The organism is Nonomuraea sp. CA-141351 (genome assembly GCF_050944675.1).
Lineage (GTDB): Bacteria > Actinomycetota > Actinomycetes > Streptosporangiales > Streptosporangiaceae > Nonomuraea.
Window position 1 is genome coordinate 7,214,489 of the sequence record NZ_CP191982.1, and the last position, 15,417, is coordinate 7,229,905.

A 15,417-nucleotide genomic window follows, 5' to 3' on the forward strand; every position below is an offset into this window, starting at 1 on the left:
CGCCAACCGCTGACCCGCTACGCCTCTACGGGCACGTCAGCGGCGTAACGACTCCACGTACGCGGCGGCCTCCGTCAGCAGGCGGCGCCAGACGTCCTCGTCCGGCACCCGCAGTGCCACCCACTCCCGCATCCGGCGCGCCCCCATCACCATCACCTCGGCGGTCCCCTCCCCCACCAGCTCCCCCGCCCGCGCGGCCGGGAGCTTGAGCACAACCCCGCCCTTGGTTTTGGAGAAGAACGCATAGACCTTGCCGTTGACCTTGAGGCCCTCGGCGTGGAACATGCGTCCCAGGCTCACCTCGGGCCGGGCGAGGTGCTCCATGATCAGGTCGTCGTAGAGCTCCTGGGCGGTAGCCATGCGATGCTCCCTTCCTCGACACCCGCGAACGCCATCAGGCGCGCCCCCTCCGCCGCCAGCTCCTCCATCACGCCGTCGGACAGCGGGTGGAAGGGCTCGATGGTCAGCGCGCCGTTCTTAAGGTCCCACATGCCACCGACAGTTCCGTCGACGAGGAAGGTCGGGTAGATGACCGCTCCCACGCAGATCTCCTTGCGCTGTGAGGGGGTCATGAGGCGGGTGCGGTCGTGGAAGGCGACGATGAGGTTGTCGAACCAGGGCAGGAAGCGTACGGGAGCGGGCACGTCCTCGGCGGCGCGCGGGGCATCAGGCAGGTCATAAAGGACGCGGCCCTCGATGTCATGAAATTTCCGTAAAAACGGCATCTCTTCCATCACCGACCGCAGCCGCGTCAACCCCGACCACATCTGCACATCCATGACGCTCGCCGGCCCGAATGCCGCCAGATACCGCACCACCAGCCGCTCCACGGGCGGCGACGCCTCCAGCGGCCGCCCGAGCCACTCCTCCGCGAGCGTGAACGGCGTGGCCCCTCCGGTGCCCCAGATGCCGTTCGGCGGGGTGTGCACGACCGGCACCAGCGCCTGCGCCGACCACCCCAGCACCGCCGGATCCACCGAGGGCCACCGCTCGTGCAGCAGGTCGCGCAGCTGCGGCCGGGTGAGCGTGCGCCCGGCCAGGTGCTTGCGGGCGAGCCCGACCAGCTCATCGAGATCGACGTCCCGCATCACCCGCCCGAACGCCGCCTGCCTGCTACGCGAGAGCACCACCTGCACCAGCGGCCGGATCCACAGGTAGTCGCCGGCCAGCGCCAGATGCTGGGTCCCGCGCAGCAACGACCCCCGCACCACCTGCTTCCCGTACAGCAGGGCAGCCAGGTCCGGCTGGGTGAAGGAGGCCAGGCGCGACCACAGCCCGATGTACGGCGCGTCGATCTCCTGCCCCTGCAGCGCGACCAGGCGCTCGATGGCCTCCAGCGGGGAAAGGGGCGATCGGCGGAGCAGGAGCTGGCGGTGGAGCGTGGTGCGGGCGAGGACCCGGCGGTTGAGGATCATGCGAGGAGCGTACGAACTAATGCGGCAAGGTTCCTTCCGCGTTGCACAGTTCAGCCGGGATCAGTCCACGACTTCGAGTGACGGGGCCGCGTCGGGCTCGGCGAAGGCCAGCAGCCGCAGCCCCTCCTCCTCGAGCGGGTCCGGCGAGGTCGAGGTGAACGGGCTGATGAGCAGCTTGGCCCGCTTGGCCGTGCGCTTGATCTGCCATGTCCCGGCCGCGAAGCCGTCCACCAGGTAGACCGCCTTGACCCGGAGGTTCTTGGTGGCGACCAGGCCCTTGTACTCCTCGGCGAGCACGCGGGTCCGGTCGGCGTGGCCCAGGATCAGCGTGTCGAAGTCGGGCAGGAACCGCACAGGCGCGGGCACCTCGCCGTCCGGCCTGGGCGCGTCCGGCAGGTCGTACAGCTCCCTCCCCGCGAAGTCCTCAAGCCTTTCCAGGTCCATACCGGACATGATCCGCTTGAGGCCGCCCAGCCCGGACCAGGTCTGCACGTCGGCGGGCGTGGCCGGGCCGAACGCGGCGAGGTAGCGCTCGATCAGTGTCTCCACGCCGGCGGGTGAAGGGGGGATGCCGGGCAGGCCGAAGGCGGACTCGCGCGGGAAGCTCCACCGGTCCTCGGTCGGCACCATGATCAGCGGGGTGAGCATGCGCACGGCGTACCCGAGCGCCCGGTCGTACTCGCCGGGGAACTCCTCCAGCAGCCTGGGCCGCAGCTCGTTGAAGGTCATCGGCCCCGCGGCCAGCAGCCGGTCGGCGGCGGCCACCACCGCGTCGAAGTCGAGCCCGTCGAAGCGGCGCGCGGCGGCGGCCAGCACGGGCTCCAGCACCGGCCGGAACGCGGCGAAGTCGGCGGCCGTCACCAGGTGCAGCGTGGCTCGCCACATCGTGGCCCGCACCAGCGTGCGGGCGTGCAGCGCCCCGTGCAGGTCGTCACGGGCGAAACCCTCCAGCCTGGACCACACGCCGAGGTACGGGGGCCGCGGCTCCTGCGCCTGCAGTCCGACCAGACGGTGCACGATGTCCGCCACGCCGCCCTCGTGCCGGTCGAGAAGGTGCTGGCGAGCCAAAGTAGCCCGGTTGAGGTCCCTGAGGGTGAGCATCTACCTATCATGCCTTTCCCTATCGAATTGGTACGTTCCCTCTATCCGGCCTTGGCCGACGGCTTCGCCTACCTCGACGGCGCGGCCGGCACGCAGACCCCTCAGCCGGTGATCGACGCCATCTCCGCCGCCTACCGGACCGGCATCGGCAACGTCGGCGGCGCCTTCCCCGCCAGCCACCGCTCCGACGCCATCGTGGCGGGCTGCCGCGCCGCCGTGGCCGACCTGGTCGGCGGCCACCCGGACGGCGTGATACTCGGCCCGAACATGACCACCCTGACCTACCGCCTGGCCAGGGCCATCGCGGGCCCGGGCGACGAGGTGGTCGTCTCCAGGCTCGACCACGACGCGAACGTCCGCCCGTGGACCCAGACCGGCGCCACCGTCCGCTGGGCGGAGGTGGACCCGGTCACCGGGGAGCTGCCGGTCGAGCAGTACGCGGAGCTGATCGGCGAGCGCACGAGGCTGGTGGCGGTGACGGCGGCCAGCAACATCCTCGGCACCCGCCCCGACGTGAGCGCCATCGCCGAGCTGGCGCACCGGGCGGGCGCGCTGATGTACGTGGACGGCGTGCACGCCACCCCGCACGGCCCGGTGGACATGCGCGCGCTCGGCGCCGACTTCTACGCCACGAGTGCGTACAAGTGGTCGGGGCCGCACATCGGCGCGGTCGTCGCCGACCCGGCCCTGCTGGAGACGATCAGGCCGGACAAGCTGGCGTCATCGTCTGACACGGTGCCGAACAGGTTCGAGACGGGGACGGCGGCCTTCGCCGACCTGGCCGGGGTGACGGCGGCCGTGGACCACCTGGCCGCCATGGTGCCCGGCACGGGAACCCGCCGCGAACGCCTGCTGGCCTCGATGACCGCGGCGGAGGAGCACGAGCTGGGGCTGTTCGCGGTGCTGCTCGAAGGGCTGGAGACGATGCCGCACGTCACGGTGTACGGCAAGCCGGCCAGGCGGACCGCCACGGCCTACTTCAACGTGGCCGGGCACACCCCGCGCCAGGTGGCCGAGCACCTGGCCGGGCTCGGCGTGAACGTCTGGAACGGCCACAGCTACGCCTGGGAGCTGACCGCCGCGCTCGGCATCCGCGACTCGGGCGGGGCGGTGCGCGCGGGCCTGGTCCACTACAACGACCGCTCCGACGTGGACCGGCTGCTCGACGGGGTGGCCCGCCTGGGATGAGAAAAGGGGGGACCCCACCCGGCGGCGGCGGGGTGGGGTCCCGTCTAGGACCGGAGGTCACCGGGTCGGGGTGCAGTGCTTCCACCCCGAGTTGTAACCCTCCGAGAAACCGTGCTGGTAGACGCCGGTGCCCATGTTCTTGGACCGGAGGTCGTACGGCATCTTGCTCCTGCAGTCAGCGCGCCCTTCGGTGAAGCCGGCAGTCCTGCCGCGCTTGTACATCTGCCTCTCCCTCTGCCTCTCCTTGGGCGGCTGGACGTGCGTGCTCGTCTGAGAGATCGTCGCGGTCGTGTCCGCGAGGGCCTGGGTGGCCGAGGCCGCCGAGGCCGCGACCGGTCCGAGCGTGACAGCGGCGAGAAGTGCTGGAACAGCCAGGATCAGATTCTTCTTGATGGGCATCCTGGTCTCCCTTCCTGTCACCACACAGCGTGGCCGGGGCGGTGTCACCACGCCGTGACGGCGGCGTGACGGGCGCGTCACCGGCCCCGCTCAGCGGTCGCGCACCGAGCGCAGACCCGCGACCAGGTCGCACAATCGGGGAGTCGGCTGTAGTTCGAGCTCGCTGTGGAGGTTTCGCTCGTACAGCTGGAAGTGGCGCAGAGCCTCCGCCTGGTTACCCTCCGCGAGATGGGCTTCGATGAGCGCGGCGCACGCGCTTTCCCGCAGGGGGTCGGCGTGCGCGGCCACGCTCGCGGCCGTCACCGCCTCGGCGAACCGCGCCTGCCGGACGAAGATCGCCGACAGCGCCTCCAGCGCGTGCAGCCGCAACTGATGCCACTCGTCCGCGGCGGCGAGGACCCATTCCTCGTACCAGCCGGGCAGCAGGCCGTCGGACAGCACCTCGACGGACTGCACGCCGACCTCGGCCTCCTCGAGCTCGGCGGCCGGGTCGAGCAGGCGCCGCGCCAGCGACCGGGCCTCGTCGAAGTCCACGCCGGTCTCCGGGCACAGCCCTATCTCGGTCGCTCCGACCTCCAGCATCCGCCGTCCGACGCCGTCGAGGCGGGCCAGCGCGGAACGCAGGTTGGCCTGCGCGCGCTTCTCCGGCGCGTCGGGCCAGAGGGTGGTCGCCATCATGCTCCGGGGAACCGTCCTGCGGCTGATGGCGAGGAACGCGAGCAGGCGTTCGGACCCGCTGGAGACGGTGAGCTGCTCGCCTCCGGCCAGCAGCCGGAAGCCCCCCAGAAGCGCGAGACGGAGCGGTCGCGGGCTGCTCTCCACCATCTTCCGGTCCCCTCGTGGTACGGGCTCAGACTCGTACGGTTGGGGCGCCAGTGCTCACGATACCTGCCGGGCCCGGCATGAGCCGGTAATGGCCGCCGCCGGAATGAACGGCGGTCATCCGGTGCTTGCAGGGATGAAGTCGTACATGAAAGAAGGCGTGTCCCATGTCCCCGCAGGCCGATGCGGCCCGGCTCATCGTGCAGGCACTGGAGGCGGAAGGCGTCAAGTACGTCTTCGGCATCCCCGGTGAGGAGAACATCCACTTCGTCGACGCGCTCCAGGACTCCTCCATCCGCTACGTGCTCGTACGCCACGAGCAGGCCGCGGCGTTCATGGCCGAGATCTACGGCAGGCTGACCGGCAAGGCGGGGGTGGCCTCGGCCACGCTCGGCCCAGGCGCGATCAACCTCCAGCTGGGCGTGGCCGACGCCACCACCAACAGCACCCCGGTGGTGGCGATCACCGCGCAGGTCGGGCTCGACCGCATCTACAAGGAGTCGCACCAGGTGGTGGACCTGGTGTCGTTGTTCCGGCCGATCACCAAGTGGGCGGAGCTCGCGCCGTCGCCGCAGGCGCTGCCCGAGATGATCCGCAAGGCGTTCAAGACCGCCCAGACCGAACGTCCCGGTGCCGTCTACCTCGCCATCCCCGAGGACGTCGAGTCGGCGCCGGTGCCCGCCGGCCTGCGCCCGCTCCCCCTGAACGTGGTACGCCCCCAGGACCCCTCGCCCGCCCAGATCGCCCGCGCGGCCGACGTGCTGGCCGCCGCGCGCCGCCCGATCGTGCTGGCCGGGCACGGCGCCACGCGCGCCGGGGCCGCGCAGGCGCTGGTGCGCTTCTCGGAGCGGCTCGGGCTGCCGGTGGCGACCACGTTCAACGGCAAGGGCGTCTTCCCCGACGACCACCGGCACGCGCTGGGCGCGGTGGGGTTCATGCGGCACGACTACGTGAACTTCGGGTTCGACGAGGCGGACGTGCTGATCAGCGTGGGGTACGAGCTGCAGGAGTTCGACCCGGTCAAGATCAACCCGCTGCGGGACAAGAAGATCATCCACATTCACCAGTTCCCGGCCGAGGTGGACGACCACTATCCGGTGGCGGTCGGCGTCCAGGGGGACATCTCGCGGTCGCTGCACGCGCTCGGCGACGCCGTGCACCGGCGCTTCGAGATCAACGGCACCGGGGAGAAGATCCGCCGCATGGTGCGGGAGGAGCTGGAGCAGGGGCGCTCGGAGAGCGGGTTCCCGCTGTCGCCACGCCGGGTGGTGGCCGACATCCGCGAGGCGATGGGGCGCGAGGACATCGTGCTGGCGGACACGGGGGCGGTGAAGATGTGGATGGCCCGCATGTACCCGACGTACGAGCCGAACACGATGCTGGTCTCCAACGGTCTGTCGTCGATGGGCTTCTCGGTGCCGGGCGCACTGGCGGCCAAGCTGGCCTTCCCGCACCGCAAGGTGCTGGCGGCGACGGGTGACGGGGCCTTCCTGATGAACTCGCAGGAGCTCGAGACCGCCGTGCGGGAGCGGATCCCGTTCGTGGTGCTGGTGTGGGTGGACGACGCGTACGGGTTGATCGAGTGGAAGATGGGCCTGGAGCTGGGGCGTGCCTCCAACGTCGCGTTCGGCAACCCGGACTTCGTGAAGTACGCGGAGAGCTTCGGGGCACGGGGCTACCGGGTCACCAGCGCGGACGAGCTGCTGCCGACGCTGCGGAAGGCACTGGCGGACGACGCGGTGTCGGTGATCGCGGTGCCGGTCGACTACTCGGCGAACCTGGAACTGACCGACAAGCTGGGCGAGCTCACCGGCCCCTTCTGAGCTCGTTTCCGGTAGAAGCCCTGGGACCTGTGCTTTTGCACTCAGACGCAAAGTCTGGAACATGCCGACGCATTGCGGCACCCTGGCCAGGCACCGGCGAATCGTTCGTCCTGGTCCACGAATGTGCGGGTGGTACATGCGACTGCAGGTCCTCGGGCCGATACGGTTCTGGACCGGCTCGGACTGGGTTTCGGTCCCCGGCTCTCGCCCCCGGACCCTGCTGGCCCTGCTCATGATGGGCGTCGGAAGGCCGGTCACCACAGCGCACATGATCACTGAGCTGTGGCCCGCCAAACCTCCGACGACGGCGGCGACCCTGATCCGGGGCTACATCCTGCAGCTGCGCCGGGCGCTCGGCGACCTCGGCGGCGGGACCGTCCTCACCCGGGCGTCCGGCTACGAGTTGCGCTGCGCCGCCGACGCGACCGACGTCGCCCGCTTCGACGCCCTGACCGCGCGGGGCCGCGCGGCGCTGGCCAAGGGCGACGCGGAGGAAGCCCACCTGCTCCTCACCCAGGCGCTTGCCCTGTGGCGCGGGGAGCCGTACTCCGACGCCCTGCCCACCACGGCGGTGACGGCTGAGGTGAGCAGACTGGACGAGCGCCGGCTCACCGCCACCGAGGCCCGCGTCGAGGCGGGCCTGCTGCTGGGCCGGGGGCCCGAGCTCATCCACGAGCTCCAGAACCTGACGAGTGAGCATCCGCTGCGGGAAGGGCTGTGGGGGCAGCTCATGCGCGCGCTGTACGCGGCGGACCGGCGCGCCGACGCCCTGGACTCCTACCGGCGGGCGCGACAGGTGCTTGTGGAGGAACTCGGCCTCGAACCCGGCCCTGACTTGCGAGAGCTGCACCGTGCCATCCTCGAGGGCCGGTCCTTGCCTGGTCCGGGGACATCCGCTCGCCTCGTGGCCGTCCCCAGTGCCGCGCAGGAGGGCTCCGCCTCGGCATCGCCGCCCCTGGAGCTGCCCCGGGACGTCCCGGCATTCAGCGGCCGACAGGAAGACCTGGCCTCCTTACAACGACTCATGACCAGCCCCAGTGGTTCGAGCGCCGTCGTGATCACCGGGAGCGGCGGCATGGGCAAATCGGCCTTGGCGATCCACCTAGCCCATCGCCTGCGTGACCACTTCCCCGGGGGGTTCCTCTACGTCGACCTGCAAGGATCCCGCGAAGCGCTGGAACCCCTTCAATCCACCGAAGCCCTGGGGCGCATGTTGCGGGCCCTGGGTATCGCGCCGACGGATGTGCCGGCGGAAACGGCCGAGGCGGCCGCCCGTTTCCGTTCTCTTACGACGGATCGTGACATGCTCGTGCTCCTCGACAACGCCGTGGACGGTGCCCAGGTCGGACCATTGCTCCCAGGCGAGCGGTGCTCGGTTCTGGTGACCAGCCGGCGTTCCCTGACCACCCTGGGTTATGCGGTCCACCACCTGAACGCGCTGTCCGAGCAGGAATCCCTGGCCATGCTCGGCAGCCTGGCGGGCGAGGATCGCGTCGCCGCCGAGCCGGACGTGGCCCAGCGGATCGCCCGATACTGTGAAGGACTCCCTCTCGCCTTACGCATCGCCGCTGCCCGACTGACCTCACGGCCCCGCTGGCCGCTGCGCTGGCTGGCGGACAGATTGGAGAACGAACGGCGCCGTCTCGACGAGCTCAAAGTAGATGATTTGTCCATTAGATCCACCCTTGCGGCCACATTCCAGCAACTGGAAAACGACCCCAGTGTGCGGGACCTGACTCGCCTTCTCTCCATCCTGGCCGCGTCCCGTCACCCCCACATCACCCTCCCCCTCGCCGCCGGAGTCGCCGGCACAGCCCCCGATCAGGCCGAGAAGCTACTGGAGAAGCTCCTCGACATCCGCCTCCTGGACTCCCCCGAACCAGGCCGCTACCAGATGCAAGGCCTCATGCGCCTTTTCGTCAAGTACCAGGCCGACCGCCACCTGACGTTCTCCGGCATATGATTATTCTTGCGTCATCCTTGAAACCGTGGGGAACCGTTTACTTTACCGGAACCCCACTTCTCCGCACACCCGCACCTTCGTTTCCATGAGGTCAGGCGGAAGGAATCGTGCCGCCTTATCGAGTGATGATGGTGACAACAGCCGCCTGCTCGTTGGTGATCACCTGCAGAGTTCCAGATATATAGGAGATATTCCCATTGGCCGGTTGCCGGATACCGATCGTACTCGCGATCGCGTCTTCGACGTATGCAGGCGAAACGCTCCGCCCGTAGTCATACCCCCCGCCCGCCTGGTGTATTTGCGGCCTTCCTCCAGTAAATCCTTCCTCATGCGGACCAGGACGAGGCGAGTACCGCATGCCGCTGGGCTGCATCCGATCTACGGCATGTCGCGAATAGAGACGTCCCCCCACCTTCGCATATTCCTTGCCGCCCCTACTTACCTTGGGATAGCTCTGCCACGTATTCCACGGAACCTTCGAGGGCCGTACGTGGCTGACGACCTTCGGCGCGGCGGAAGTCGCCGATTTCTCCACGACTTCCTTGGCGAGCGCGCGTTCCCCGGCGCCGGCAGCCCTTCCGGCCAGGACCCTTGTCAGGCCACTGATCCCAAGCCTTACCGCTGCCCTGGCCATGCCTGCGACACCGATCACCGCGGTGGCGATTTCTGGCGCAAGTTTGCCCGCTTTGTACCAGTTGGAGTGAGTGTCCGCGCCTACCCAACCAGCGACTTTGTCTTCGGCTCCTGGCAGATTGAAGAGAGGGGCGAGGGGGTTCATCCCGGGGTTCTGCAAGCCCCACATCTCGGCGCCTACGTAGGCGTTCCAGCCCGGCTTGAGTATGTGCCTGACGAACCAGTTGCCACCGCCGCCATGGCCACCGCTACCGCCGCCGCTGTTTCCGCCGCCTCCGTGGCCGGTGGTGTTGCCGTCGCCGCTGTGGCCGCCGCCGTCGCTGCCGGCCCCCGGGTCTCTCGCACCGGGGTGGCAGGCGTAGGGGCCACACCAGGGGCCGTCCGGTTGAAGGCCCGTGGGGTCGCTCTGGGTGACAGGGCTCTGGTCGGCGTAGGAGTAGCCGTCCCAGCTCTGCGGGGCGCCCAGGTCGAACACCGGGTCGACGGAGACGAAGCGGCCGATGTCCGCGTCGTACTCACGAGCGCCCAGGTGGGTGAGGGACGTGCTGGAGTCGTTGGTGCCGCCGACGAAACCCCTTTCCCCCGGCCAGACGCCGGCGGCGGTGCCACGTGGCCGGCCGAACGGGGTGTAGCGCCGCTTGCTCAACCCACCGGTCGTCGCGTCGATCGCCAGTTCGCCGGTGCCCTGGTGGTCGGGCGACAGGAAGGTGACCCCGGCGGCCGTGCGCATGGCGATCGTCTCGCCGTCGTGGCTGTAGTAGCGGGTGCCCTGGGTGGACGTGGCTCCCTTGTTGAGGCGGAGCTCCAGTCCAGGTAGGTACAGCGTCGTCCCGCTCGGGTCGCGGCGGATCAGCCGTTCGCCGTCGGGGTCGTAGCCGAAGCTGGTCTCACCGGTGCCCGAGTCGGTGACCTTGGTGAGATGGCCTTCGGCGTCCCAGGAGAGCGTCTGGTCACCGGCCCCGGTGGTCCGCCTGGTGGTGTTGCCGGTGTCGTCGTAGGCGTAGCTGTCGGTGCGCGCGCCGGTCCCGGTCTGGGTGATCACGGTGGCGAGCTGGTGCCCCTTGTACGAGGCGCCGGCGCCGGTGCCACCCGCGTTGGCGTATGTGCGCGTGGCGGCGGTCCTGTTGGCCGTGTCGTACTGCGTCTCGGTGGCGCGGTTGCCGGAGGCGTCGAAGGTGTACGCGGTCCGGTACGGCGCGGGACCGCCCAGGGTCGCCGAGCCGGGATCGGTCGCGCAGCCGTCGGTCGCCTGGGTCCAGGCGTCGGTGAGCCTTCTGAGGTAGTCGTAGCGGAAGCACTGGTTGTCGGTGCCGTCGCGGGAGACGTCGGTGATCTGCGTGATGTTGCCCGCGTCGTCGTAGCCGTAGGTGGCATTGCGGTCGACGCCCGGCATACCGGCGTGGACGGTCGTGCTGGTCTTCAGCCGCTGGGTGCCGAACTCGTACCCGTAGGTCTGGTCGACCTGCTTGCCTCCGGTGGACAGCCGCCTGCCCAGCAGCTTGCTGGTCTTGCTGTAGTCGCTCCCGATGACGTACGTCCCCAGGTTGCTCGTCAGCTTCACCTCGCGCCCGAGGTCGTCGTACGTGGTGGCGATCACCTCGGACGGCAGCCCGCCGACCGCCGGACTACTGACCGATTGCACGCTCCCGTCGAGGTTGTAGACGGTGTTGAACTGGTAGCCGGCGGACGGCGCGAGCGCGGACTCGGTCGCGGGGAGGCCGGACAGGGTCACGGTCGTGCGGGTCGGACGGTTCTGGGGGTCGTAGAAGTTGACGGCCTCGGTGTAGACGGCGCCGTTCTCGTAACGGATGGAGGCGGTCGGCTGTCCCTTGCGGACCGTGTCGTACGTCCACTCGGCGAGCTTGACGCCTGGGCTGCCGTTAGTCGTGTCGTACCGGGCGCTCTGGCGGCCGATCGGGTCGTAGGTCACGCTGATCTTCTTGCCGCGGGCGTCCTCGGTCTGGACGACCTGGTCGAGGTCGTCATGGGTGTAGGTGCTGACGCCCTTGTCAGGGTCGGACTTGCGGACCAGCCTGCCGCGCAGGTCGTAGTCGTACGTCCAGGTGTGGCCGCCGTACCCCTTGATCGACGCCAGCTGTCCCCTGGTGGTGTAGCTGTAGAAGGTCGAGTCGTAGCCGCCCGGCTTGTGCTGGCGGACCTCGACCTTCCTGCCCAGCGCGTCGACGAGGGTGGTGGTGGGGATGCCGCCGTCGGGCGGGGTGACGGTCGTCCGGTCGCCGCTGTAGGCGTAGGTGGTGCGCCACTTCTCACCGGCGTCGCTGTTGCCCGCGAGCAGCCGTTCGGCGACGACGCGGCCGAGTCCGTCGTAGGTGTAGGCGGTCTGGGTCTCCACCTGGCCCGGGGTGTCCACGCCGAACAGGGACGCGCTGGGGGCGTCGTCGGCGTAGTACGCGGCGTAGGTCCGGTCCACGCTGCCCTGGGCGTTGTAGAAGGTGTCGCTGATCAGGCGGCCGCCGTCCGGGCCGGGCTGCTGGGTCTGGCGGGACCGCAGCCAGCCGTCCATCAGCTCGTACGCGGTGTCCTGGCCGCCGTCGTTGTTGAGCTCCTTGGTGTAGATCGCGGTGATCTCGCCGGCCACCGTCCGGTAGCCGAACTGCCGGTTCGGGAGCTGGTCGGTGTCGCGGCCCGGCGCCCACACCCTGGCCACCCGGCCGAGGGCGTCGTAGGAGAAGACCGTCGTCCTGTCGCCCTCGTCGGTGGATTTGAGGGCGCTTCCCCAGGCGGGATCGAGCTCGGTGATCGTGGTCATCGCCGAGCCGGCGTCCCCGCTCTTGACCGGCGGGCCCGTGACCGTCGCCCTGGTGGTCAGGCCGCCGCTCTCGGTGTAGACAGTGCTCGTCGTGCGCTCGACGGGGGTGGCCGTGGTGTTGTCGACCACCGTCACGGCCCTCGGCCTGCCGTAAGCGTCGTAGGCGGTCTTGGTGGCCGGCACATAACGCACGGCGGTGCTGGTGGTGCCGGTGGCCGCGACCTTGTCGGTCGCCGTGACCAGTCCTCTGGTCGGCGCCGCTCCGAAGGCCCCGCCGTCGTAGTAGGTGCGCCCGTCGGAGATGAGCTGCTTGCTGAGGTCCACGGACTGACCGCAGGACGCGGCCACCGTCCGCACCTGCGCCGGGAAGCCGACCAGCCAGTCGGTGGTGTTCTGCGCCGCCACCGTCGTGGTGGTGCATCGGTTGTCGGCGTCGGTGGTGACGTCGCCGAAGTCGTCGACCTGGGTCGGTGCGCCCGTCGTGGTGTCGAAGGTGTTGGTGGTGGTCTTGGTCTCCCGCCAGCTCCCGTCGTCGAGCGCGGTCAGCTTCCGGGTGGTCTTGGTGCCGATCAGGTTGGCGGTGACGGTTCCCCACGAGCGGGTGCGGGAGGCGGTCTGGGAGTGCCACGGCGAGGCGACGCTCTTGGACACGATGCTGCCGCCGGCCTTGTCGTAGGTCTCGGTACGGACCTCGAACCCCTGCAGGGACTCGTGGTCGGGATAGCTGCCTCCCTCGTCGTCGGAGACCTTGACGTCCTTCTTGCCGCCGGAGGTGTTCAGGCGGTCGCCGTCCATGCCCTGGAAGTACCAGTGGTCGACCTGGCCGGGCGCGCTGCTGGTGGCGGCGTTGATCACGCGGACCTTGTCGTAGCCGTGCCACTGCGACCACGTCTTGTACTTCTCGGGCGTGAGCCCGTCGTCGTCGTCGAAGTGCCAGGCGGGGTGCCCGATGCCGTAGTCGTACCTGGTGACCATGTCGGGCGAGCCGCCGGTCAGGTCGGTCTGGACGGTCTCGGTCACCACGTACTTGTGGAACCAGTCGAGGGTCGGGTTCTCGCTGTCGCCGTCGGTCTTCGTCCAGTACGTGGGGAAGCACCGGCGGCGGTTGGTCTGCGGGGTCGGCAGGTCGCTCGGGGTGCAGTCCGCGTCGGAGTACTTGATGTCGAGGACCCCGCCGAACTCGTTGTACACCGTGCCGAGCCGGTCCTTCACGAACGGGCCGAGGTCGTCGCCGAGCTTGTCCACCCGGTTCGGCTTCTGCGTGTAGACGAACGACACAGGGGGCAGCTCGACCGGGTCCGGTCCGGCGAGACCGGTGTGGACGATGGACGTCAGCAGCAACTGCCGGTCGACGTCGGCCACCCCCCACGCGTGCTTCAGCTCCCAGTGGTCCACCGGGCGGTAGTCGCTGCCGTCCGCCTTGAGGACCTGGGTCTTGATCATGGTCAGCCGCTTACGGGACCAGAACGTCGGCGAGAGATTGCCGTGGTCCTCCTTGCACTCCTGTCCGGCGTCGCAGTGCAGGTCCCAGGGCACGTCCTCCCAGTACTCCGGGTGGTCCTTGATCTTGTCCACCGCGCAGTCGGCGTCCTCAGAGCGCAGGCACCGCTCGGAGACCTCGAAGCTGACCCGTGCTGGAGCCTTGCCCGGGAACAGGTTGTCGGAGCGCAGGCCGTAGTCGATGTGGTCGAGATAGCCGCCGCGCACGTACGACGTCTCGTCCTCGGCCTTGAGGTTGCGGCCGTAGTGGTTGGTCTCCTGCTTGTAGAAGTAGGTGATGGCGTTGCCGTCCCGGTCGACGACCTTGTCGAGGTTCCACCGCCACGCCTGCTGGCACGAGGAGTCCTTGAACTCGGACTTGTGGCAGGGCTCGCCGTCGTCGTCGCCGAACACCGGCACCGTCCAGGCCGACTGGGTCTGCGGGTTCTCCAGGGCCAGCATGTTCAGCCCGAAGAAGTACTGGGTGCCGTCGGGGGTGGTGACCTTCCAGTACTCTCCGTCGTTGTCGCCGTTGTCGATGGAGGCGCTGGTCAGCTTCTCGATGCGGGTGCCGTCGTCGTTCTTCATCCGCCACTTGTCGCCGCCGGCGGGGATGAGCTCGCCGCCCTTGCCGTTCAGCGTCATCGTGGCGTTGTCGTAACCCCAGCACAGATCGCCGGGGTAGAGGTCGAGGGTGGCGTTCTTCGGCACGCCGTCGTCCTTGCAGGACTTGTAGCGCCGCTCGATGTAGCCGGGCCACAGGTCGAACCCGTCGCCCACCCAGGACGGCTGGGTGTTGGTGTTGGAGGTGCGGCCGTCGATGGACGAGGAGGAGTACGACAGGCCGACGTTCGGGGCCAGCCCGCCCGGCACCGGCGGCACCCGTATCGGGTACGACCAGGTGAAGTCGCCGGACTGAGGACCGACGCCCCACGTCGCCGACGCCGACAGCGACGTCGCCTTGTAGTCGCCCTTGCCGCTGGAGGGCGCCGCCGCGGCCGCCAGCACCGTCGCCGCGCCGTCCCCGGACGCGGTCGTCACCTCCGCGCTGACGGTCTGCTGCTCGGTGTCGTTGGCCGAGGCGACCGGTGTCGCCGTACGGCAGCCGGCGGCGTCCGGCGTGGTGAGCGCGCAGGCGGGCAGCCGCACCAGCCGCAGGCGGGAGCCGTAGGAGGCGCCGTACGCGCGGGCGAACCCGGAGTAGTCCAGGCGCACGGCCAGCTTCTCCGGGACCGGCGCGGCGCCGGCCGGCTCGACGGAGAACATCACCCCGTCGACGCCGGCCCGCCGCCCCGCCGCGCGGTCCAGCATCCGCACTCGCACCTTGTCCGGGGCGGCGGACGAGGCAGCGGACGGGCCGGCGGACGCGGCGGCGGACGGGGCGGCGGACGGGGCGGCGGACGGGGCGGCGGACGCGGCGGCTTCGGCGGACGGGGCGGCGCCAGTGTGCGAGACGGCACCGACCCAGACCGGAAGTGTGCCCGCCTTCGTGGCAGGCGCGGAGGCCGGCTCACGGAGGCCGGGCGCGGCGGCGGACAGGGAGACCTCGGCGACACCCGCCTTCGGCCACGTCACGGTGGCCGGAGGCGCCGGGTGGGCCACGGAGGCGTCCAGCTTGCGTGGTTTGACCTTGATCTCGTGCCCGGCCACCGTCTTGTCGGGGTCCGCCGGCTTGGGCAGCAGCCGGGCGGTGTCCGCCGCGACCGGCGGGGCCTCGACCGGCGCCGCCGCCAGCAGCCCCGCGCACACGACGAGCGCCGTCAGGGTCGCGACCAGGCGCGGAAAACGCCGCCCGTTCCTCCCGCTACGCACAACATCCTCCAC

General features: G+C 69.8%; 9 protein-coding genes. 3 read left to right on the forward strand and 6 right to left on the reverse strand.

The annotated features are described in order from the left end of the window. Positions 1-36: 36 nt before the first annotated feature. From ACQPWU_RS34105 to ACQPWU_RS34115, 3 genes are read right to left on the reverse strand one after another with little or no spacing between them, the layout of a single operon-like run. A complete protein-coding gene (locus ACQPWU_RS34105) occupies positions 37-360 on the reverse strand; it encodes a hypothetical protein (protein WP_433429156.1) in 324 nt (107 codons plus the stop codon). Continuing rightward, complete coding sequence (locus ACQPWU_RS34110; protein ID WP_433429159.1) at positions 327-1,415, reverse strand: winged helix DNA-binding domain-containing protein; 1,089 nt, start codon at positions 1,413-1,415, stop codon at positions 327-329. The genes ACQPWU_RS34105 and ACQPWU_RS34110 overlap by 34 nt, the downstream gene beginning before the upstream one ends. A 60-nt stretch (positions 1,416-1,475) precedes the next feature. Further along, positions 1,476-2,516, reverse strand: coding sequence for a winged helix DNA-binding domain-containing protein (locus ACQPWU_RS34115; protein ID WP_433429161.1), 1,041 nt, complete (start codon positions 2,514-2,516; stop codon positions 1,476-1,478). A 9-nt stretch (positions 2,517-2,525) separates the two neighbouring features. Between ACQPWU_RS34115 and ACQPWU_RS34120 the strand changes: the two genes are divergently transcribed. Then, positions 2,526-3,704 carry a cysteine desulfurase-like protein gene (locus ACQPWU_RS34120; protein WP_433429164.1) on the forward strand — a complete coding sequence of 393 codons (1,179 nt, stop codon included), beginning with the start codon at positions 2,526-2,528 and terminating at the stop codon, positions 3,702-3,704. A 57-nt stretch (positions 3,705-3,761) separates the two neighbouring features. On the opposite strand, the gene ACQPWU_RS34125 is transcribed toward ACQPWU_RS34120, so the two are convergent. Continuing rightward, positions 3,762-4,103 (reverse strand): hypothetical protein, encoded by a 342-nt coding sequence (locus ACQPWU_RS34125; RefSeq protein ID WP_433429167.1) that lies wholly within the window; start codon positions 4,101-4,103, stop codon positions 3,762-3,764. A gap of 90 nt (positions 4,104-4,193) precedes the next feature. Further along, positions 4,194-4,928: an AfsR/SARP family transcriptional regulator gene (locus ACQPWU_RS34130; RefSeq protein ID WP_433429169.1), complete on the reverse strand. Its 735-nt coding sequence runs from the start codon at positions 4,926-4,928 to the stop codon at positions 4,194-4,196. Between the two features lie 164 nt (positions 4,929-5,092). Between ACQPWU_RS34130 and ACQPWU_RS34135 the strand changes: the two genes are divergently transcribed. Then, positions 5,093-6,748 (forward strand): acetolactate synthase large subunit, encoded by a 1,656-nt coding sequence (locus ACQPWU_RS34135; RefSeq protein ID WP_433429172.1) that lies wholly within the window; start codon positions 5,093-5,095, stop codon positions 6,746-6,748. A 268-nt stretch (positions 6,749-7,016) separates the two neighbouring features. Further along, positions 7,017-8,711, forward strand: coding sequence for a BTAD domain-containing putative transcriptional regulator (locus ACQPWU_RS34140; protein WP_433429174.1), 1,695 nt, complete (start codon positions 7,017-7,019; stop codon positions 8,709-8,711). Positions 8,712-8,826: 115 nt separating this feature from the next. Here the strand turns inward: ACQPWU_RS34140 and ACQPWU_RS34145 are convergent, their stop codons facing one another. Then, positions 8,827-15,405: an RHS repeat domain-containing protein gene (locus tag ACQPWU_RS34145; RefSeq protein WP_433429177.1), complete on the reverse strand. Its 6,579-nt coding sequence runs from the start codon at positions 15,403-15,405 to the stop codon at positions 8,827-8,829. Positions 15,406-15,417: the final 12 nt, after the last annotated feature.